Annotated in this window: 18 protein-coding genes; 8 read left to right on the forward strand and 10 right to left on the reverse strand. The window is 65.5% G+C overall.

The genetic code is table 11. The annotated features are described in order from the left end of the window. Positions 1-301: 301 nt before the first annotated feature. A complete protein-coding gene (locus ACOHX0_RS12245; protein WP_420677064.1) occupies positions 302-1,477 on the forward strand; it encodes a type III PLP-dependent enzyme in 1,176 nt (391 codons plus the stop codon). Positions 1,478-1,585: 108 nt separating this feature from the next. Next, positions 1,586-2,440 carry an urea carboxylase-associated family protein gene (locus ACOHX0_RS12250; protein WP_420677066.1) on the forward strand — a complete coding sequence of 285 codons (855 nt, stop codon included), beginning with the start codon at positions 1,586-1,588 and terminating at the stop codon, positions 2,438-2,440. A gap of 167 nt (positions 2,441-2,607) precedes the next feature. On the opposite strand, the gene deoD is transcribed toward ACOHX0_RS12250, so the two are convergent. From deoD to ACOHX0_RS12265, 3 genes are all read right to left on the reverse strand, one after another. Beyond that, positions 2,608-3,312 (reverse strand): purine-nucleoside phosphorylase, encoded by a 705-nt coding sequence (gene deoD / locus ACOHX0_RS12255; protein ID WP_420677067.1) that lies wholly within the window; start codon positions 3,310-3,312, stop codon positions 2,608-2,610. A 19-nt stretch (positions 3,313-3,331) separates the two neighbouring features. Beyond that, positions 3,332-3,649, reverse strand: coding sequence for an H-NS histone family protein (locus ACOHX0_RS12260; protein WP_420677069.1), 318 nt, complete (start codon positions 3,647-3,649; stop codon positions 3,332-3,334). 118 nt (positions 3,650-3,767) lie between these two features. Further along, positions 3,768-5,747 (reverse strand): methylmalonyl-CoA mutase family protein, encoded by a 1,980-nt coding sequence (locus ACOHX0_RS12265; protein WP_420677070.1) that lies wholly within the window; start codon positions 5,745-5,747, stop codon positions 3,768-3,770. Positions 5,748-5,933: 186 nt separating this feature from the next. Here ACOHX0_RS12265 and ACOHX0_RS12270 point away from each other — a divergent pair, with 186 nt between their 5' ends. The 6 genes from ACOHX0_RS12270 to ACOHX0_RS12295 all read left to right on the forward strand — a co-directional run bounded on the left by ACOHX0_RS12270 (position 5,934) and on the right by ACOHX0_RS12295 (position 12,933). Continuing rightward, positions 5,934-7,367 carry a 1-acyl-sn-glycerol-3-phosphate acyltransferase gene (locus tag ACOHX0_RS12270; protein ID WP_420677072.1) on the forward strand — a complete coding sequence of 478 codons (1,434 nt, stop codon included), beginning with the start codon at positions 5,934-5,936 and terminating at the stop codon, positions 7,365-7,367. A 111-nt stretch (positions 7,368-7,478) separates the two neighbouring features. Continuing rightward, the gene (gene ccrA, locus ACOHX0_RS12275) at positions 7,479-8,765 is read left to right on the forward strand and encodes a crotonyl-CoA carboxylase/reductase (protein WP_420677074.1); all 1,287 of its coding nucleotides are present in this window, start codon (positions 7,479-7,481) and stop codon (positions 8,763-8,765) included. A 368-nt stretch (positions 8,766-9,133) separates the two neighbouring features. Then, a complete protein-coding gene (locus ACOHX0_RS12280) occupies positions 9,134-9,853 on the forward strand; it encodes a helix-turn-helix transcriptional regulator (protein ID WP_420677076.1) in 720 nt (239 codons plus the stop codon). A gap of 103 nt (positions 9,854-9,956) precedes the next feature. Further along, positions 9,957-10,598, forward strand: coding sequence for an acyl-homoserine-lactone synthase (locus tag ACOHX0_RS12285; protein ID WP_420677078.1), 642 nt, complete (start codon positions 9,957-9,959; stop codon positions 10,596-10,598). 65 nt (positions 10,599-10,663) lie between these two features. Continuing rightward, the gene (locus tag ACOHX0_RS12290) at positions 10,664-12,199 is read left to right on the forward strand and encodes an ATP-dependent DNA helicase (RefSeq protein ID WP_420677079.1); all 1,536 of its coding nucleotides are present in this window, start codon (positions 10,664-10,666) and stop codon (positions 12,197-12,199) included. Beyond that, positions 12,196-12,933, forward strand: a complete 738-nt coding sequence (locus ACOHX0_RS12295) for an SDR family oxidoreductase (RefSeq protein WP_420677081.1) — start codon at positions 12,196-12,198, stop codon at positions 12,931-12,933. Before ACOHX0_RS12290 ends, ACOHX0_RS12295 begins: the two co-directional genes overlap by 4 nt. 166 nt (positions 12,934-13,099) lie before the next feature. Here ACOHX0_RS12295 and ACOHX0_RS12300 read toward each other — a convergent pair whose 3' ends face one another. The 7 genes from ACOHX0_RS12300 to ACOHX0_RS12330 form a co-directional block, all read right to left on the reverse strand. Next, a complete protein-coding gene (locus tag ACOHX0_RS12300; protein ID WP_420677083.1) occupies positions 13,100-13,888 on the reverse strand; it encodes a TIGR02186 family protein in 789 nt (262 codons plus the stop codon). Between the two features lie 2 nt (positions 13,889-13,890). After that, positions 13,891-14,814, reverse strand: coding sequence for a sulfite exporter TauE/SafE family protein (locus ACOHX0_RS12305; RefSeq protein WP_420677084.1), 924 nt, complete (start codon positions 14,812-14,814; stop codon positions 13,891-13,893). Positions 14,815-15,090: 276 nt separating this feature from the next. Beyond that, the gene (locus tag ACOHX0_RS12310; RefSeq protein WP_420677086.1) at positions 15,091-16,056 is read right to left on the reverse strand and encodes an ABC transporter permease; all 966 of its coding nucleotides are present in this window, start codon (positions 16,054-16,056) and stop codon (positions 15,091-15,093) included. Then, the gene (locus ACOHX0_RS12315; protein ID WP_420677088.1) at positions 16,056-17,150 is read right to left on the reverse strand and encodes an ABC transporter permease; all 1,095 of its coding nucleotides are present in this window, start codon (positions 17,148-17,150) and stop codon (positions 16,056-16,058) included. The genes ACOHX0_RS12310 and ACOHX0_RS12315 overlap by 1 nt, the downstream gene beginning before the upstream one ends. Continuing rightward, positions 17,151-18,680 carry an ABC transporter ATP-binding protein gene (locus tag ACOHX0_RS12320; protein WP_420677090.1) on the reverse strand — a complete coding sequence of 510 codons (1,530 nt, stop codon included), beginning with the start codon at positions 18,678-18,680 and terminating at the stop codon, positions 17,151-17,153. Continuing rightward, positions 18,677-19,030, reverse strand: coding sequence for a nuclear transport factor 2 family protein (locus ACOHX0_RS12325; RefSeq protein ID WP_420677092.1), 354 nt, complete (start codon positions 19,028-19,030; stop codon positions 18,677-18,679). Before ACOHX0_RS12325 ends, ACOHX0_RS12320 begins: the two co-directional genes overlap by 4 nt. A 17-nt stretch (positions 19,031-19,047) precedes the next feature. Further along, a complete protein-coding gene (locus ACOHX0_RS12330; RefSeq protein ID WP_420677094.1) occupies positions 19,048-20,043 on the reverse strand; it encodes a BMP family lipoprotein in 996 nt (331 codons plus the stop codon). Positions 20,044-20,066 lie beyond the last annotated feature (23 nt).

Consider the following 20,066-nt stretch of genomic DNA (forward strand, 5'->3'; position numbering starts at 1 on the left):
CCGGCACCGCGCCTATGGCGCGGTCCCGGGCCCAACCGTGCGGGGCATTCGCAGAATGTTCCAAGCGGGCGGGAGCGCCTCCGGTTGCGGCGGCGGGAACGCTTGACGGAAAATCTTGGCGGAAAAAGACTGAAAAATATCTGCAGAAAACCCTTGCAAGACTCGCACTCTTGCCCGATATGGGCGCTCAAGACGCCAACGCACGCGCCTCTGTCGAAAGGGGTTACTCCCCTAAGGTTACGTAGCGACGGTAACGTCTCTGATGGAACTGAGCGGTCATATATGGCCGGGTCTTTTGGAGATGACTATGAACGCATATGCCGCTGGGCAAACCGCCCTCGAGCCCATTTCTGTTCCCCGACACCTGCATTACATCGCCCAAGCGCATTTCGACCGCCCGACCCTGGTGATCGACAGCGATGCCGTGGCGCGGCAGTACCGCGCGCTGGACCGTGGCCTCGGCCGCGCCCGCATCCACTACGCCGTGAAGGCCAACCCGGCGCCGGAAATCCTCAAGATGCTGGCCCGCCTCGGCTCCAACTTCGACGCGGCCAGCCGCGCCGAGATCGAGATGTGCCTGGCCGCTGGCGCCACCCCGGACCGGATCACCTTCGGCAACACCATCAAGCGGGCCTCCGACATCGTCTTTGCGCACGGGCTGGGCATCACCCATTTCTCTGCCGATGCGGTGGAGGAGCTGGACAAGCTCGCCGAACACGCGCCGGGTGCGCATGTCTGCCTGCGCCTGGTGGTCGAGGCCTCCGGCGCCGACTGGCCGCTCAGCCGCAAGTTCGGCTCCTCGCCCGCAATGGCGCTGGAGCTGATGCACGCCGCCGCCGCCCGCGGCCTCTCGGTGCATGGTCTGTCTTTCCACGTCGGCTCGCAAACCCGCGATCCGCTGATGTGGGCGCCGGTTCTGGATCAGGTCGCCGAGGTCTGGCGCCAGGGCCGTGCCGCGGGCCACGATCTGCGCCTGGTGAACATCGGCGGCGGTTTCCCGGCCGCTTACCGCAACGAGGTGATGGCTGCCGAGGACTATGCCCGCGTGGTGATGGCCCAGGTCGAGGCCCGCTTCCCCGATGCGGCCGAGGTGATGGCCGAGCCGGGCCGCGGCCTGGTGGCCGAAGCCGGGGCGATTGCCGCCGAGGTGCTGCTGGTGTCGAAGAAACACGCCGACGACCTGCACCGCTGGGTGTACCTGGATATCGGCAAGTTCTCGGGGCTGGCCGAAACCATGGACGAGGCGATCCGCTACCGGATCACCACCGCCCGCGATCACGAAGGCTTTGGCCCTTGCGTCCTGGCTGGCCCCTCCTGCGACAGCGCCGATGTGCTCTATGAAAAGCAGCCCTTCCAGCTGCCCCTGGGCCTGAAGGCGGGGGACCGCGTGGTGATCCACTCCTGCGGCGCCTATACCTCGACTTATTCCTCGGTCGGTTTCAACGGCTTCCCGCCGCTGGATGTGGTGGTGATCTGATCCGGGCAGGCCGGGCGTGATCCGATGTGACTGAACAAGCCGTGGCAGGGGTTGCACCTCTGCCGCGGCTTCGTCTTGATGGGGCAAACGAACAGGAAGGTTTGCCCGATGCCCCCTCTCTTTGCCGCGCCCGAAGACGCCGAGGCCCGCCGCGCCGTTGAGCCGGTGATCTGCTACCCGAACGAGACCCTGCCGGTGCCGGACCTGGCGCTTTACCACAGCGCCCGGCAAAGCGCTATGAAGACCGGCGAGGTGCTGGCCGCGCCGCGCGAGGCCGCCTGCTTCGAGGTCCCCGCGGGCCATTTCTTCCGCATCTCCTCGGTCGAGGGGCCGCAGGTTGGCGATCTCAACCTGTGGAACCGCGCCGACCTGTCCGAGCGGTTCTTCTCGGGCAAGACCCGGGCGCTGCACGGCAGCCATGTCACCACGGGCGGGCGGCTGTGGAGCAGCCTGCCGCATCTGCGCCCGATGGCGACCATCATCGAAGACACGCTCGATTGGTACGGCATCGATCCATACGGCGGCTCGGTGCATGACGTGATCGGCACCCGCTGCGATCCCTATACCGGCAACCTCCTGAAAGGCAGCCAGTACCATCATTGCTGCCACTCCAACCTGACCCGGGCGCTGGCCAATCACCTGGGCCTGCCGCTGGCGGAAGCGGAGCTGCATGTGCATGACGTGCTGAACGTCTTCATGTGCACCGGGTTCACCCGTGACACCGGCCAGTATTTCATGAAGGCCAGTCCGGTGCGGCCCGGAGATTACCTGGAGTTTTTTGCCGAAATCGATCTGCTGGGCGCGCTGAGTGCTTGCCCTGGCGGCGATTGTTCGGTCGAGCACACCAGCGATGCCGCCGCCTGCCATCCGCTGCTGATCGAGACGTTTGCTCCTGAACAGGGCGCGCCGGAAGGCTGGCAAAGCCCGGAGCCGAACGGCTATGACCGCAGCCACGGGCGCTGAGCGCTAGAGGACTGGGCAAGAAGGGCGCGGGCCGGGCAGCGCGCCTGCGGCGCGCTGCGGCCGGGCACCGCCGGCGCCCGGCCAGAAGGTCCCGTCAGACGGCCTGGCGGAAAGGAAAAAAGGCAGCGGCGGCCCGCTGCCTTTCCAATTCCGCCTGTGCCTGCGGTTCAGGAGAAGGCGGCTTCCAGCGCGATTTCCACCATGTCGCCGAAGCTGCGCTCGCGCTGGGCCGGGTCAAGCGCCTCACCGGTGCCGAGGTGGTCGGAAACCGTCAGCACCGCCAGCGCCCGGCAGCCGTAGCGGGCCGCCAGCGTGTAAAGCTCGGCCGCCTCCATCTCGACGCCGAGGATGCCATGTCGCACCATCTGTTCGTTCAGATCGGGGCGCTCGTCATAAAAGACGTCCGAAGAGTAGATGCCGCCCACATGGGTGGTGACGCTGCGCTTCCGGGCGGCGGCAAAGGCCGACTGCAACAAGCCCCAGTCGGCGCAAGGCGCAAAGTCGAACTCCTTGAAGATGGTGCGCGAGGGGCTGCCCGCGGAACTGGCCGTCATCGCCAGGATCACGTCGCGCAAACCCACCTTGTCCTGCATGCCGCCGCAGGAGCCTATGCGGATCAGGGTCTTGGCGCCATAGTCGCGGATCAGCTCGTTTGTGTAGATCGACAGCGACGGCATGCCCATGCCGCTGCCCTGGATGGTGACGCGGTGGCCGTTCCAGGTGCCGGTATAGCCGAGCATCCCGCGCACCTCATTAACGAGAGCCGGACTGTCGAGAAAGGTCTCGGCGGCCCATTTCGCGCGGTAGGGATCGCCGGGCAGCAAAACGGTCTCCGCAATTTCACCTTTTGCGGCACCAATGTGGATGGTCATGAATTCACCTGTTCCCGGTTCAGATTTCCATTTCGGAAATATCCATGCCGGCGGTCAGCGCGGCATGGACCCAATGCGGTTTCCGGCCGCGGCCGGTCCAGGTTTCGCTCGGGTTGGCAGGGTTGCGGTATTTCGGGGCGGCCTTGTTCTTCTTTGCGCCTTGGCGCGCGGCAGAAGAGATTTCGTCCAGCGAAAAGCCGTATTTCGCGGCGGCTTCCTCGGCGGCTTTCAGGGCTTCCTGGCGTTCGCGCAACTCCGCCTCCCGCAGGGCGTTTTCGACATCACCCTGCAGCTTGAGCAATTCTTTCCGGGACATCGTCGAAAGGTCTAGGGTCACGTGGCACTCCTTTGCAAATGACACACCAGTCCATTTGGTGTGTCACTCTTTATGACCCAAATGCCAGACGCGTTTCAGCATCTTTTTTTGCTTTTCGCGGAAAATTGCGCAGTGAATATCAATTCGCTGCAATTTCAGGTGGCTTTGCCAGCTCCACGATGTCACCGATAATTGAATTGAGCTCGAAATCCTTTGGCGTATAGACACGCGCGACGCCGTAGGTTTTCAATTTCTGCGCGTCTTCGTCGGGGATGATTCCACCCACAACCACCGGCACATGGCCAAGGCCTGCTGCATCCATGCGCTGCATCATCTCCTCCACCAGCGGCAGGTGGCTTCCCGACAGGATCGACAGGCCGACCACATGGGCGTCGTCCTTCTGCACTGCCGCGACCAGTTCCGCGGGCGTCATGCGGATGCCGTCGTATGTGATGTCCATGCCGCAGTCGCGGGCGCGGAAGGCGATCTGCTCGGCGCCGTTGGAATGGCCGTCGAGCCCGGGCTTGCCGACTACGAACTTGATGCGGCGGCCCAGCGTGCGGCTCACCGCGTCCACCGCAGCCCGCAGGTCGTCCAGCCCTTCGGTCTGGTTGGAGACCGAGACGGAGACGCCGGTGGGGCCGCGGTAGGTGCCATGCACGCGGCGCATTTCCTCGGCCCATTCGCCGGTGGTGACGCCGGCCTTGGCGGCGGCAATCGAGGGCACCATGATATTGGCGCCGCTGGCGGCGGCCTCGCGCAGGCCCGCCAGGGCCGATTGCACCGCGTCCGCGTCGCGCCCGGTGCGCCAGTCGTTCAGGCGGGCGATCTGCTCCTGCTCCACCGCCGGATCGACCACCATGATGCCGCCGTCTTCGCTTTGCAGCGGCGAGGGCTCGCCCTCGGTCCACTTGTTGACGCCGACCACCACGGTTTCGTTGCGTTCGATCCGGTTCAGCCGCTCGGCGTTGGAATCGACCAGCCGGCCCTTCATGTATTCGATCGAAGCCACCGCGCCGCCCATCGACTCGAGGTTGGCAAGCTCGGCGCGGGCGCCTTCCTTCAGCGCCTCAACCTTGGCCTCGACTGCCGGGTTGCCGTCGAACAGGTCGCCGTACTCCAGCAGGTCGGTCTCATAGGCCAGGATCTGCTGCATCCGCATCGACCACTGCTGATCCCAGGGGCGGGGCAGGCCGAGCGCCTCGTTCCAGGCGGGCAGCTGCACGGCGCGGGCGCGCGCCTTCTTCGACAGCGTCACCGCCAGCATCTCGATCAGGATACGGTAGACGTTGTTCTCCGGCTGCTGCTCGGTCAGGCCCAGCGAGTTCACCTGCACACCGTAGCGGAAGCGGCGGAATTTCGGGTCTTCCACCCCGTACCGCTCCCTGCAGATCTCGTCCCAGAGGTCGACAAAGGCGCGCATCTTGCACATCTCGGTCACGAACCGGATGCCCGCATTCACGAAGAAGGAGATCCGCCCCACCATCGCCGGGAAGTCCTCCGGCGCGATGCGCGGTTTCAGCTCGTCGAGCACCGCCTGCGCGGTGGCGAGCGCAAAGGCCAGCTCCTGCTCCGGCGTGGCGCCGGCCTCCTGCAGATGGTAGGAGCAGACGTTCATCGGGTTCCACTTGGGCACATTGGCGTAACAGTATTCCGCCACATCCGCGATCATCTTGAGGCTGGGTTTGGGCGGGCAGATATAGGTGCCGCGGCTCAAATACTCCTTGATCAGGTCGTTCTGCACCGTGCCCTGCAGTTTCGCCACATCCGCGCCCTGTTCCTCCGCTGCCGCGATATAAAGCGCCAGCAGCCAGGGCGCGGTCGCGTTGATCGTCATCGAGGTGTTCATCTGCTCCAGCGGGATCTGGTCGAACAGGGCGCGCATGTCACCCAGGTGGCCGATGGGCACACCGACCTTGCCGACCTCGCCGCGCGCCAGCTCGTGGTCGCTGTCATAGCCGGTCTGCGTCGGCAGGTCGAAAGCAACGCTGAGCCCGGTCTGCCCCTTGGCAAGATTAGAGCGGTAAAGCGCATTGGAGGCCTGGGCGGTCGAATGGCCGGCATAGGTGCGGATCAGCCAGGGACGGTCGGCGGTGCGGTCATTTTGCGTCTGCGGCATTGCGGGCCTCGCGAGTCAGGGTGTCGGTAATTTTATTTCGTCATGACGATGTAAACTGCAATGATCGACCCTTGTCAATTCGCTGCGTTGCGGCAAAGAGTGCTGCGGCAGGCCGCGGAGCAAAGACCCTGTGGCGGGCCGGGCAAAACCCTTGTCAACGCCCGGCGCCTGCGCAACTGTCCGGACATGACGCAGACGGTCGAACTCCCGCTTTGGCTCTTCGTGCTGGTCGTGGTCTTTGCCGCGGTGACCTTCGCCTCGCATTTCCTGTTCCCTTCGGTGCGCTGGTTCTTCCGGCGGCGGCTGGAGCGCGCGGTGGCGCGGCTGAACCAGCGGCTGGAGCGCCCGATCGAACCGTTCAAGCTGGCGCGCCGCTACGACATGATCCAGCGGCTGATCTACGATCCGCAGGTGACAAAGGCGGTGGCGGAACAGGCCGCGGCAGAGGGTATCCCCGACAACGTCGCCTTCGAGCAGGCCCGCGGCTATGCCCGCGAAATCGTGCCGGGGTTTTCCGCCTTTGCCTATTTCGGCCTGGCGATCCGGGCGGCGCGGGTATTGTCCAATGCGCTATATCATGTGCGCTTCGGCCACAGTGACGAAGCCGCGCTGCGCCGGATCAGCCCGGACGCCACCGTGGTTTTTGTGATGAACCACCGTTCCAACATGGATTACGTGCTGGTCACTTACCTCGCGGCGCAGCGGCTGACGCTGTCTTATGCAGTGGGGGAGTGGGCCCGGGTCTGGCCGCTCAGCCGGCTGATCCGGGCGATGGGCGCCTATTTCATCCGCCGCCGCTCGCACAGCCCGCTCTACCGCGCGGTGCTGGCGGCCTACGTGCGGCTGGCAACCCGCGGCGGCGTGACCCAGGCGATGTTTCCCGAGGGCGGGCTGAGTCTCGACGGCGTGCTGGCGCCGCCCAAGCTTGGTCTGTTGAAATACATCGTCGATGCCAGCGCAGCGGAGTCGCGCGACGTCGTCTTTGTGCCGGTGGCGCTGAATTACGACCGGGTGCTGGAAGACAAGATCCTGACCTCCGCCGCCCGCGCGGGCGAACGCCGCTTCCGCGCCCGCATCGGCGTGGTGGCGCTGAAGATGCTGCGCCAGCACTGGCTGTGGATCACCGGCCGCTTCCGCCGCTTCGGCCACGCCGCGGTAAGCTTCGGCCGCCCGCTCAGCCTGCAAGAATTTGCCGGGGGGCGCAGCGGCGAGGTGACGGTGCCGCTGGCCCGGGAACTGATGGAGCGGATCGGGGAGATCGTGCCGGTGCTGCCGGTGCCGCTGGCCGCCGCGGTGCTCCTGGAGCAGGACGATCTCAGCCGCGCCGCCATCACTCACCGGGCGGCGGCGCTTCTGGAGGCGATGCCGCTCTCGGGGCTGCACCTGCCGCCGGAGAACTGCGATTTCGAAATCGCCGCGGCGCTGCGGCGGCTGGAGGAGCGGGGCCTGATCACCTGTCGCCAGGACCGCTGCCGGGTGGCGCCGGGGCAGCGTGACCTCCTGGCCTTCTACGCCGCCTCGATCCGCCACCTGCTGCCGAAACCGATGCTGCCGCCCGCCGGAAGCGGCCCTGCTCATGCTGCGAATGCTAAATGCGATGCTGCATCCGCTCGGTCATAAAATTGCGCACTGGACCCGATGGGGGTTGCATTGTTACCCTGTCGATCATATCCCTCAGATAAGCGCTGCGATTCTGCACCGCGGCAAAGCACAGTGAAAAAGGAGGCCATCATGGCACTGGACACCCAGACCGACGTCATGTCGTACGAGGCGCCCGAGAAGGATCTTTACGAGATGGGGGAAATTCCCCCGATGGGCCATGTCCCCAAGCAGATGTACGCCTGGGCCATCCGCAAGGAGCGTCACGGCGAGCCGAACACTGCGATGGTGCAGGAAGTGGTCGATGTGCCGGAGCTGGACAGCAACGAGGTACTCGTTCTGGTGATGGCGGCGGGCGTCAACTACAACGGTGTCTGGGCCTCGCTGGGCAAGCCGATCTCGCCGTTTGACGGCCATAAGGCGCCTTATCACATCGCCGGCTCGGATGCCTCGGGCATCGTCTGGGCGGTCGGCTCCAAGGTGACGCGCTGGAAGGTCGGCGACGAGGTGGTGATCCACTGCAACCAGGACGACGGCGACGACGAGGAATGCAACGGCGGCGATCCGATGTACTCCCCGAGCCAGCGGATCTGGGGCTACGAGACCCCGGACGGCTCCTTCGCCCAGTTCACCAACGTGCAGGCCCAGCAGCTGATGCCGCGCCCCAAGCATCTGACCTGGGAGGAAAGCGCCTGCTACACGCTGACGCTGGCCACCGCCTACCGGATGCTGTTCGGCCACGAGCCGCATGACCTGAAGCCGGGCCAGAACGTGCTGGTTTGGGGCGCCTCGGGCGGTCTCGGCTCTTATGCGATCCAGCTCATCAATACCGCGGGCGCCAACGCCATTGGCGTGATCTCGGACGAGAGCAAGCGCGACTTTGTCATGGGGCTCGGCGCCAAGGGCGTTCTGAACCGCAAGGACTTCAACTGCTGGGGCCAGCTGCCCACGGTGAACACCCCGGAATATGCCGAGTGGTTCAAGGAAGCCCGCAAGTTCGGCAAGGCGATCTGGGACATCACCGGCAAGGGTGTGAACGTCGACATGGTGTTCGAACATCCCGGTGAGGCGACCTTCCCGGTCTCCACCTTCGTGGTCAAGAAAGGCGGCATGGTGGTGATCTGCGCGGGCACTTCCGGCTATAACCTGACCTTCGACGTGCGCTACATGTGGATGCACCAGAAGCGCCTGCAGGGCTCGCATTTTGCCCACCTGAAACAGGCCGCGGCCGCCAACAAGCTGATGGTGGAGCGCCGGCTCGATCCCTGCATGTCCGAGGTCTTCAGCTGGAGCGACCTGCCCGACGCGCACATGAAGATGCTGCGCAACGAGCATCTGCCGGGCAACATGTCGGTGCTGGTGCAGGCGCCGAAAACCGGCCTGCGCACCCTTCAGGACGTGCTGGAGGCGCGCGGCTGAGCCAGCCTGCGCCCGCCCGCTGACCCGGTGAACGCCCGCGAATCACACCTGTGATCCGCGGGCGTTCTGCTTGTGCGACCCTTTGCGCGCGTTTAACGCGCGGAACGCCGAACCCGCTATTTATGGGGAGGGAGAAATGGTGAGTATTCTGCAAGCCCGGCCGCCGCTAATGTGATATTTTATGATGTTTTCTCTTTTTCATGGGACGCCAATGGAACAAAATGAATGGATATTGGACGTTCTCATTGACCTCAGGGAGGTTGCCGCTGCAAAAGGGCTAGGGACCCTGGCCAGTCAGCTGGACGCAACCTTGCAGGTCGCTCGCACAGAGATTGCGCCAATTCCCAACCACAATGGCACCCGGGTGAATGGCGAAACAAGCAGACTTGGACCGTATTCTGGAGGCACTTGATGCCACCACTTCCCTCGATGGTCTGCAGCAGATCATCGAACAGGTCTGTGCGGTCTTCGGTGTCGATCATGCCATGTACCATTGGGTCGACAGCGCTGGCGACCACTACTATTTCGGCACTTATTCCCAGGAATGGACCGAACGCTACGCCGAAAAAGCCTATGTCCGCATCGATCCGGTCGTGGCGGGCTGCTATCAGCGGTTTCACCCGGTGGACTGGAAACGGCTGGACTGGTCGTCGAAACCGGCGCGCGAATTCCACAAGGATGCGCTCGCGCATGGGGTCGGAAATCAGGGCTACTCGATTCCGATCCGCGGCCCCAACGGCCAATTCGCGGTGTTTACCGTCAGTGACAACTGCGATGACGAAACCTGGATGAAGTTCACCGGCAAACACAGCCGGGACCTCATTCTGATGGGGCATTATTTCAACCGCAAGGCACTGGAATTCGAACCCAGCCGCGGCGGAGACCAGACCCAGCCGCTGTCGCCGCGCGAGGTGGATGCGCTGACTCTGCTGGCGGTCGGCTACAGCCGCGCCCAGGTGGCGCAGACGCTGTCGATTTCGGAACACACGCTCAGGGTCTACATCGAAAGCGCCCGCTTCAAGCTTGGCGCCATCAACACAACCCATGCCATCGCCCGGGCGATAAGCCTTGGAATTATCATCATTTAACGATTCATTTTCACCGTTAGCGTTAACGGTGTGAGAACGGTCTGAGGGACTCACCCTGAAGGCGCTACTCTGTCCCCACTTTTCAAGTTAAAGGGGACTATTCATGCTTCGCTACATCTACGGCCGTGACCTGCACAACCATGCCGACCTGGCGCATTCGATGTTCTGCGACAGGGCGGATCAGTTTAAAACCCGGCTGGGCTGGGACGTGCAGGTGAACGCCCGCGGCGAGGAACGCGATCAATATGACGATCTCGACCCGCTCTACGTGATCTGGGAAATGCACGACGGGAGCCACGGCGGTTCCATGCGCTTCCTGCCCACCACCGGCAGGGTCATGGTGAACGAGGTCTTCCCGGGTCTCACCGGCGGCGTACCGCTGTGCAGCCCGCTGATCTGGGAATGCACCCGGTTCTGCCTGGCCCGCGGCGCCAGCAGCAAGACCGCGGGCGCCCTGACCCTGGGCGGGGTGGAGATCATGCGCAACTTCGCAGTGCAGCATTTCGCGGGCGTCTTCGACCGGCGCATGGTGCGGATCTACCGCAGCCTCGGCTTCAGCCCCGAAATCGTTGGCACCGAAGGCGAGGGCGGCGAGCGGATCTGCCTCGGCCTGTGGGAATATTCCGAGGAGACCTACACCACGGTGGCGGCGAAGGCGGGCATTGCGCCGGACCTGTCGCAGCTGTGGTTCGACCGTGCCTTCGGCTGCCCTGCAGCCCCCGCGGGCATGGCACTTACCGCCTGACCGAAAGGCCGCGCCGGGCGCCGGTTCCTCTGGCGGAGGGGGGCGCCCGGCTGTAGTGTCGCGCCATGACAGCGATGCCCGTGACATTCTCCGACGACCAGGCCACTGCCTTCGACAGCGTGGCCGAGCTCCTGCGGCAGGCGGGGGTCGACCTTGATGACGGGCTGCTGCATCCGCCCCGCGGCGATGCCGGGGTGATGGCGGTGATCGGCAAGGCGGGCTCCGGCAAGACGCTCCTTCTGGCCGAGCTCTACAAGGCGCTGGAGCAGGCGGGCGTCGACATCGTCTCGGGCGATTACGAAAGCCGCAAGAAGACCGACCACCGCACGCTGGCGATTCTGGCGCCCACCAACAAGGCGGCGAGTGTGCTGCGGCTGCGCGGCGTGCCCGCCACCACCATCCACCGCATCCTCTATACCCCGGTCTACGACCCCGAGTACGAGCGCATCGCCGAATGGCTGACCGGCAACGGCGAACGCCCGGATATCGAGGGCCTCAGCGACGAAGCCCTGGCCCGCGCCGCCGCTTTTTACGGGAAGAACAAGTCGATCCCCGGCGCGCTGGCCGCCGCCGGCCTGCGCGGCTCCGATTTCATAACCGGGTGGAAACGGCGTGAGGATCCGCTCGACATCGGCTTCATCGACGAGGCTTCGATGCTGGACGACCGCCAGTTCGAGGACCTGAAGGAGATCTTCCCCAACCTGGTGCTGTTCGGCGACCCGGCGCAGCTTGCCCCGGTGAACCAGTCCGGCTCGATGGTGTTCGAAACCCTGCCCGAGCCGCGCCGCCTGATCCTCAACCGGGTGCACCGGCAGGAAGCGGGCAACCCGATCCTCGACCTCGCCCACGCGCTGGCCGACCCGCAGCTGGGGTTCGAGGATTTCGAGCGCATGGTGGAGGACACCGCGCGCCGAGACGACCGGGTGGTCTGGGGCCAGCGGGTGGAGGTCGACCTGATGGCGCGCTCGCCGGTGCTGGTCTGGCGCAACGCCACCCGCATCCGGCTGATCAACGCCTTCCGCACCGTCCATGGCGCCCCCGAAGATGCGCTGATCGCGGGCGAGCCCTTGATCTGCGATGGGCTGGAACTGCCGCTCAAGCACCGCAAGAAACGGCTCGACCTGGAGGCGCGCGGGCTGATCAAGGGCGCCCAGGTGATCTACCTCGGCCCGGGGCGCAAACCCGGCTTCTCGCGCCTGCACGTGATGGGCGCCGAGGACCCGCAGGTCTCCGCCGCCTCGATCGTGAAGATCGAAAAACCTGACGAGGAAGAGCCCTTCATCCCCTATGCCGCGCGCATGGGGGCGACCTTTCTGCATGGCGCCGCGGTGACCATCCACAAGGCGCAAGGCTCGCAATGGGACACCGCGCAGGTGTTTGCGCCCGATATCTACGCCGCCGCGCGCATGGGAAGGGTCGAGGCGGGCCAGCCACTGTGGAAACGGCTTGCTTATGTGGCCATCACCCGCGCCCAGGAGCGGCTGATCTGGGTGGTGCGGAACCGGCTTGCCAAGCCGACCACCGCACTGCCGGTCGATGACCTGAAGGCGCTGCCCGCGGCGGCACTGACCCTCGAAGCTCAGGAGGAGGCCCCGGCATGAGCAAGACCATCCTGATCACCGGCGCCAGCTCCGGCATCGGCCGCGCCGTGGCTGAGCTGTTCCTGGCCGAGGGCTGGCAGGCGGGGCTGCTGGCGCGCCGGGCCGATGCGCTGGAGGAAGTGGCGGCGGACCGCCCCAATGCCCATGTCCTGCCCGCCGACGTGACCGACCCGGCTGCGGTGGACCAGGCGGTTGCGCGGTTCATCGCAGCCACCGGCCGGCTTGACGTGTTGTTCAACAACGCAGGCATCTTCACGCCGCCCGGGCTGATCGACGAAATCCCGCTCGAGGACTGGCACGCCTCGCTGAACGTGAACCTCACCGGCATGTTCCTGGCCGCCCGCGCCGCCTTCCGGCAGATGCGCAAGCAGGATCCGCAGGGCGGGCGGATCATCAACAACGGCTCCATCGCCGCCCATGTGCCGCGCCCGGAATCGGCGCCTTATGCTGCAACCAAGGCGGCGGTCACCGGGCTCACCCGGTCGCTCTCGCTCGACGGGCGCGCCTTCAGCATCGCCTGCGGCCAGATCGACATCGGCAACGCCCGCACCCCGATGGTGGAGGACCTCAGCCACCGCCACGCCGCCGCCCACCCGGAGACCGAGCCGATGCATACCTTCGCGGTGGAGGACGCCGCCGCCTCGGTGCTGCACATGGCCAATTTGCCGCTGGAGGCCAACGTGCAGTTCATGACGGTGATGGCCACCAAGATGCCCTACATCGGCCGCGGCTGACCCGGCGCGGGAAAGCCGATCGCTGCGCTGACGCGCAGCGGCCTCCGGCGGGGATATTTGGTGTCAGAAAGTGGCATCTGCTTGTCCTCCCGGGCTGCTTTCTGGCTGGAAATACCCCGGGGTGAATTGGCCGCAGGCCAAAAGGGGCGGCGCCCCTGCCTGCCTGTCAGCGGTTGCGCAGCAGGCTGAAGCCCGCCGAGGCGCCCCAGCCGGCGGCGATTGCGATCACCAGCGACATCACGCCGTACAGGAAGGGCTGCTCCCGAGACAGCCCATAGAGGAACTTCTCCAGCCCCACCTTGCGCACGTCGATCACGGTCTCGTAGCGCGACACCACCCGGCCGCCGCGGGTGAGGAAGATGCGGGTGTCATAGGCGCCCTCGGTCAGGTCGGCGGGCATGTCGATGGCGGTGCGGAACAGGGTCTGCTCGTCCACGGCGACAGTGTTTTCGCGCAGCGAGTAAAGCCCGTTGTTCTCGCGGATGCGCATCACCGCCTCGGCAAAGCGCTGCGCGCCGCGGATATGCATGGCAGCGCCGACCGAGCGGATCGCGCGCCGGATCGAGACCCGGTGACGAAGGTCTTCGGTGTCGCGGAGCACTTCTTGAAAGGGGGCGGAAGTGGCGACGGCGTAGAAGGCAGGCGCCGAATCCACCAGCACGCTGTCGGTGTTGACCCAGATGCCGAAGCGTTTCTCCTTGCGGCGCACGGTGACCGGGGCCTGGGGGCCGGAGACCGCGACGATCACCTGCAGCGGGTCGTCGTCGGGGATCGGGGTTTCGCGCTTCACCGCGCCGAAGATCAGGATTTCGGAGCCGTCGAATGTGGCGGTGATGGCCACCCGGTCCTGGCTCAGTCCCAGCACCACTTCCTCTTCCCCGGCGTGCGGCGCGGAGAGCGGCAGCAAGGCCAGCAGGGCGGCGAAGGCCAGGCGGGGCAGGGCGGCAGCGGCCATGGTCAGTGCCCTCCCGGCGCGCCGAGCGAGTAGAGCTCGCCCGGCATCAGCAAGAGATCGAGCGCCAGCTTGGCGCAGACCGCGATGACCATCAGCGCCAGCAGGATGCGCAGCTGTTCGGCCTTGAGGTAAACACCGATGCGGGTGCCGATCTGGGCGCCTATGACACCGCCGACCAGCAGCAGAACCGCCAGCACGATGTCCACCGTGAAGTTGGTGGTGGCATGCAGCATGGTGGTGAAGCCGGTGACCAGGATGATCTGGAACAGCGAGGTGCCGACCACTACCTTGGTCGGCATGCCGAGGATGTAAATCATCGCGGGCACCATGATGAAGCCGCCGCCAACCCCCATGATTGCGGCCAGGATGCCGACGCAGACCCCCACCATGAGCGGCGGGATCACCGAGATATAGAGCCCGGAGGTTCGGAAGCGCATCTTGAACGGCAGCGCATGCACCCAGCCGCGCTGGCGCCTTGCGGGCGCCGGGGTGCCGCCTGCGCGTTTGGCCTTGCGGATCGCGTTCAGGCTTTCGATGAACATCAGCCCGCCGACCACGCCGAGGAAGACCACGTAGCAGAGCTTTACCAGGAGATCGACCTGCCCCGCGGCTTTCAGCAGGTTGAACACCACCACCCCCAGCGCCGCCCCCACGAGGCCGCCCGCCTGCAGCACCATCCCCATCTTGATATCGACCGTGCGCCTTCGGAAATGCGCCAGCACGCCCGAGAACGACGAGGCGACGATCTGGTTTGCCTCGGTCGCCACCGCCACCGCGGGGGGGATGCCGATGAAGAACAGAAGCGGCGTCATCAGAAATCCGCCGCCGACACCGAACATGCCGGAAAGGACGCCCACCATCCCGCCCAGACCGAGGAGCAGGAACGCGTTGACCGAGACCTCGGCGATGGGAAGGTAGATCTGCATAGTCCTTGTTAGCCTGCCGGCCGTTTAGAAATCAAGAATCCTTGCCGCTGCGCAGCATTCAGGACCGATTGGAGGACAGCAACTGGACTTATCGGGCAGGGGCGGGGCGGTCGGGCGGATGTGCAAATATGAGGCACGCGGACTCCGGCGCGGAGCAAGGCCGCCGGGCCGCCGCGCGCGCAGGCGCGGCGCGGCTTGCGTACACCTTCCAAAAAGATACGCCCGGCGCTTTGGCCGGGCGTTTTGCTGTCTCTTTCCCGGTTGGGGCAGGGCGGCTCAGCGCTCCTTCACGTAAGGCTCGCCGCCCGCGCGCGGCGGGATCGCCTTGCCGACGAAACCTGCGAGGATCACCACCGTCAGCACATAAGGCAGCGCGTCCATCACCTGCACGGGGATGGTGATGCCGCCGAGCTCGATGCTCTGGAAGCGCAGCGCCACCGCCTGCAGCAGGCCGAACAGCAGGCAGGCCCCCATCGCGTGCCAGGGCCGCCATTTGGCGAAAATCAGCGCCGCCAGGGCGATGAAGCCGCGGCCCGCGGTCATGTCCTTCACGAAGCCCGCCTGCAGCGCGGTGGCGAGATAGGCGCCCGCGACGCCGCACAAGAGCCCGCAGATCAGCACCGCGCCATAGCGCAGCCCCACCACCGAGACGCCCGCGGTATCCACCGCCGCCGGGTTCTCCCCCACCGCGCGCAGGCGCAGGCCGAAGCGGGTGCGGAACAGGATCCACCAGGTTGCAGGGACCGCGAGGAAGGCGAAGTAGACAAGGATCGAATGGCCCGAAAGCAGCTCGGAGTAGATCGGCCCCAGCACCGGCACGTCTTCAACAGCCCCGGCAAAGGGCAGCGTCACCGGGTTGAACCTTCCCGCGCTGAACAGCGAGGGCGTGCGGCCGCCTTGCTGGAACCAGTCCTGGGCAATCAGCACCGTCATGCCCGCCGCGAGGAAGTTGATCGCCACGCCCGAAATCAGCTGGTTGCCCCGGAAGGTGATCGAGGCCACCCCGTGCAATGCCGCCAGCACCAGCGAGGAGGCTATACCGGCCAGCAGACCCAGCCAGACATTGCCGCTCGCCGCCGCCACCGCGGCCGAGAAGAAGGCCGCCATCAGCATCTTGCCTTCAAGGCCGATGTCGAAGATGCCCGCACGTTCCGAAAACAGCCCCGCAAGGCAGGCGAGCAGCAGCGGCGTTGCCAGCCGGATCGTGCTGTCGAACACCTGGATGATCGTGAGGAAATCCATCAGGCCTTCTCCCTGCGCAGCGCCAGGAACAGCTTTTCAAGCGGCATCCGCACCATGTTGTCGAGCGCGCCGGTGAACAGGATGACCAGCGCCTGGATCACCACGATCAGCTCGCGCGGGATCGTGGTCCAGAGCGCGAGCTCGGCGCCGCCTTGGTAGAGGAAGCCGAACAGGATCGCCGCCAGGAACACCCCGAACGGGTGGCTGCGGCCCATCAGGGCCACCGCGATGCCGATGAAGCCCGCGCCCTCGGTTGAGTTCAGGACCAGCCGCTCGGCCTCGCCCATCACGTTGTTGATCGCCATCATCCCCGCCAGCGCGCCGGAGATCAGCATGGCGATCATGATGATCTTCACCGGCGAGATGCCGGCATAGACCGCGCCCGGCTCGGAATGGCCGTAGGCGCGGATCTCGAAGCCCAGCCGGGTGCGCCAGATCAAAAGCCAGACTACGACACAGGCGGCGACTGCCACCAGGAAGGAGACGTTCGCGGGGGCGGCCTTGGAGAACTCGATCCCCAGCGGTGCCAGGATGTCATGCAGCGACGGCAGGTGCACCGAAGCGGGAAAGCGCGCAGTGGCCGGGTCCATCGAGCGCTCGGGGCGCAGGACGTTCACCAGCACGTAGTTCAGCACCGCCGCCGCGATGAAGTTGAACATGATGGTGGTGATCACGATGTGGCTGCCGCGCTTGGCCTGCAGATAGGCGGGGATTGCGGCCCAGGCGGCACCGAAAAGGCCCGCCCCCAGCGCGGCAAAGACCAGCGCCAGCGACCAATGCGGCCAGGGGATATAAAGGCAGACCAGCGCCACGCCGAGGCCGCCCAGCATTGCCTGGCCCTCGCCGCCGATGTTGAACATGCGGGCGTGGAAGGCGACCGCCACGGCCAGGCCGGTGAACAGGAAATTGGTGGCGTAATAAAGCGTGTAGCCCCAGCCGTAGGTCGACCCCAGCGCGCCGCTGACCATCAGGTCGACGGCGGCGATCGGGTCTTCGCCAATGCCCAGGATCACCAGGGCAGAGAGGAGTGCGGCCAGCGCCAGGCTGATCAGGGGGATCAGCACAACGTCGGCCCATTTCGGCATCTTGTCCATTTACGCGGCCTCCCCCGCGACACCGGCCATCATCAGGCCGAGTTCTTTTTCGTTGGTCTGATCGGCCGGGCGCTCGCCCATGATCATGCCGTCAAACATCACCGCCACCCGGTCGCTGAGCGACAGGATCTCTTCCAGCTCGACCGAGACGAGGAGGATGGCCTTGCCCTGGTCGCGCAGGGCGACGATCTGCTTGTGAATGAATTCGATGGCGCCGATGTCGACGCCGCGAGTGGGCTGGCCGATCAGCAAGAGGTCGGGGTTGCGCTCGATCTCGCGCGCGACCACGATCTTCTGCTGGTTGCCGCCCGAGAAGTTCTTCGCCGCGAGCCAGGGATCGGGCGGGCGGACGTCGAACTTCTCCATCTTGGCGGCGGTGTCGGCCTTCAGGGCGGCGTTGTTCATCAGCAGGCCGCGCTGGTATTGCGGCGCATGGTGATAGCCGAAGGCAACGTTCTCCCAGGCGTGGAAGTCCATGATCAGGCCTTCGCGCTGGCGGTCCTCCGGCACGTGGCCGATGTGGGAGGCCCGGCGCGCGCGCCCGTCGGCGCCATGGCCCGACAGCGGCAGCGGCTGCCCGTGCAGCTTGATGCTGCCGGTGCCCTCGCGCATGCCTCCGAGCACCTCCAGAAGCTCCGACTGGCCGTTGCCTGCGACGCCTGCAATCCCGAGGATCTCGCCCGCGCGCACGGTAAGGTCGATGCCCTTCAGCCGCTCGACGCCCGCGCCATCCACCACCCGCAGGTTCTCCACCTCCAGGATCGGCTCGCCCGGGCGGGCAGGGACCTTGTCCACGCGCAGCAGCACCTTGCGGCCGACCATCAGCTCGGCCAGGTGCTCGGGGCTGGTCTCGGCGGTCTTCACGGTCGCGGTCATCTCGCCGCGCCGCATCACCGAAACGGTGTCGGTGTATTCCATGATCTCGCGCAGCTTGTGGGTGATCAGGATGATCGTCTTGCCCTCGCTGCGCAGCCGGTCGAGGATGCGGAACAGCTGGTCCGCCTCCGAAGGCGTGAGCACGCCGGTCGGCTCGTCGAGGATCAGGATCTCGGCCTTGCGGTAGAGCGCCTTCAGAATCTCGACCCGCTGCTGCATGCCGACGCCGATCTGGTCGATGCGCTTGTCGGGGTCGACGAAGAGTTCATATTCAGCTTCCAGCGCCTTCAGCTCCTTGCGGGCGCGGGTCAGCGAAGGCATCAGCATGCCGCTGTCCTCGGCGCCCAGCACGATGTTCTCGAGCACGGTGAAATTCTCCACCAGCTTGAAGTGCTGGAACACCATGCCGATGCCCGCGGCAATCGCCGCCTGGCTGTCCGGGATCTCGGTCTTCTTGCCGTTGATGAAGACCTCGCCCTTGTCGGCCTTGTAGAAGCCGTAGAGGATCGACATCAGCGTCGACTTGCCGGCGCCGTTTTCCCCGATGATACCGTGGATGGTGCCCGGGGCGACGCGAATGGATATGTCCTTGTTTGCCTGGACCGGGCCAAAGGCCTTTGAAATGCCTTTGAGTTCGATGGCGGGGGCGGTCACGCGGGCTCTCCCATGCCTGAAAATCCGATCAGCCGGACCACTTTGCCGTCTTCGAAGTCGGCAAAGTAATATCCGCGCAGCATCTGTTCGCCGTCCTTGAGGAAATCGACGCTGGCCAGCGCGTGGCCGTGGTGCGCGGTGACCGCAGCAACCCTGGCCTCGCCGCCGGTCAGCACCGCGCCGAACTGCGCGATATAGTCCAGATAGGCTGCGCGCCCGTGCAGGGGGCCGGGCGCATTGGGATCGGAATAATAGAAGTTGGGCCCGATTGCCGCGTCCGTCTTGGCGGCGCGGCTTTCGGGCGACGGATCGCCCCAGGCGGAAAACAGAAGATGCAAGGAATCCGTCATCGCCCGGGGCATTTGACTCAGAAGCTCAGCGCAGGGCAGCTGTCATCCGACATGTAGTCATGCACCTCGATCTCGCCCGACGCGATTTTCTCCGCGGCTTCGTCCACCGCGGCCTGCATCTCCTCGGTGACCAGCTCGGCGTTGTGCTCGTCCATCGCATAGCCGACGCCGCCATTGCCAAGCCCCATGACCGAGAAGCCGGTCTCCATGTCCGCACCGTCCTGGAAGGCCTCGAACACGGCGTTGCCGACGTTCTTGGTCATCGAGGTCAGCACCTTGCCCGGATGCAGGTGGTTCTGGTTGCTGTCCACGCCGATCGACAGGATGCCCTCGTCGGCGGCGGTCTGCAGCACGCCCACGCCGGTGCCGCCGGCAGCGGCATAGACCACATCGGCGCCCTGGGAGATCTGCGCCTTGGTCAGCTCGGAGCCCTTCACCGGGTCGTTCCAGGCGGCAGGGGTGGTGCCGGTCATGTTGGCGATCACCTTGGCATCGGGCTTGGCGGCCTTCACGCCCTCAGCGTAACCGCAGGCGAATTTGCGGATCAGCGGGATGTCCATGCCGCCGATGAAGCCGACGGTATCGGACTTGGACGCCATCGCCGCCATCATGCCGACGAGATAGGAGCCCTCATGCTCGTTGAACACCACCGAGCGCACGTTGTCGCCTTCGACCACCATGTCGATGATGACGAATTTGGTATCCGGATAATCCGCTGCCACCTGGCCAAGCGCGTCGGCGAAGGCAAAGCCCACCATCACGATCGGGTTGGCGCCGGCCTCGGCAAAGCGGCGCAGAGCCTGTTCGCGCTGGGCTTCGGACTGTAGCTCGATCTCGCGATAGCTCTCGCCGGTTTCCTCGGCCCACCGCTTGGCGCCGTTGAAAGCAGCCTCGTTGAAGGACTTGTCGAACTTGCCGCCCAGGTCGAAAATCAGCGCCGGTTCGGCAAGCGCAGCACCGGCGGTCAGGGCCAGCGACGCGGCTGCGCCCATCAGCGATTTCATCAGGGTCATCAGGATACTCCCACTGCATTCTG

This window comes from Cribrihabitans pelagius (genome assembly GCF_048820915.1).
Lineage (GTDB): Bacteria > Pseudomonadota > Alphaproteobacteria > Rhodobacterales > Rhodobacteraceae > Cribrihabitans_A > Cribrihabitans_A pelagius.

Bases quoted from the DNA above. Each gene is read 5' to 3' on its own strand.
- ACOHX0_RS12250 (WP_420677066.1), top strand. From the start codon at position 1,586: ATGCCCCCTCTCTTTGCCGCGCCCGAAGACGCCGAGGCCCGCCGCGCC.
- ACOHX0_RS12290 (WP_420677079.1), top strand. From the start codon at position 10,664: ATGACAGCGATGCCCGTGACATTCTCCGACGACCAGGCCACTGCCTTC.
- deoD (WP_420677067.1), bottom strand. From the start codon at position 3,312: ATGACCATCCACATTGGTGCCGCAAAAGGTGAAATTGCGGAGACCGTT.
- ACOHX0_RS12305 (WP_420677084.1), bottom strand. From the start codon at position 14,814: ATGCAGATCTACCTTCCCATCGCCGAGGTCTCGGTCAACGCGTTCCTG.
- ACOHX0_RS12285 (WP_420677078.1), top strand. From the start codon at position 9,957: ATGCTTCGCTACATCTACGGCCGTGACCTGCACAACCATGCCGACCTG.
- ACOHX0_RS12280 (WP_420677076.1), top strand. From the start codon at position 9,134: ATGGCGAAACAAGCAGACTTGGACCGTATTCTGGAGGCACTTGATGCC.
- ACOHX0_RS12245 (WP_420677064.1), top strand. From the start codon at position 302: ATGACTATGAACGCATATGCCGCTGGGCAAACCGCCCTCGAGCCCATT.
- ACOHX0_RS12295 (WP_420677081.1), top strand. From the start codon at position 12,196: ATGAGCAAGACCATCCTGATCACCGGCGCCAGCTCCGGCATCGGCCGC.
- ccrA (WP_420677074.1), top strand. From the start codon at position 7,479: ATGGCACTGGACACCCAGACCGACGTCATGTCGTACGAGGCGCCCGAG.
- ACOHX0_RS12310 (WP_420677086.1), bottom strand. From the start codon at position 16,056: ATGGATTTCCTCACGATCATCCAGGTGTTCGACAGCACGATCCGGCTG.
- ACOHX0_RS12265 (WP_420677070.1), bottom strand. From the start codon at position 5,747: ATGCCGCAGACGCAAAATGACCGCACCGCCGACCGTCCCTGGCTGATC.
- ACOHX0_RS12300 (WP_420677083.1), bottom strand. From the start codon at position 13,888: ATGGCCGCTGCCGCCCTGCCCCGCCTGGCCTTCGCCGCCCTGCTGGCC.
- ACOHX0_RS12270 (WP_420677072.1), top strand. From the start codon at position 5,934: ATGACGCAGACGGTCGAACTCCCGCTTTGGCTCTTCGTGCTGGTCGTG.
- ACOHX0_RS12325 (WP_420677092.1), bottom strand. From the start codon at position 19,030: ATGACGGATTCCTTGCATCTTCTGTTTTCCGCCTGGGGCGATCCGTCG.
- ACOHX0_RS12315 (WP_420677088.1), bottom strand. From the start codon at position 17,150: ATGGACAAGATGCCGAAATGGGCCGACGTTGTGCTGATCCCCCTGATC.
- ACOHX0_RS12330 (WP_420677094.1), bottom strand. From the start codon at position 20,043: ATGACCCTGATGAAATCGCTGATGGGCGCAGCCGCGTCGCTGGCCCTG.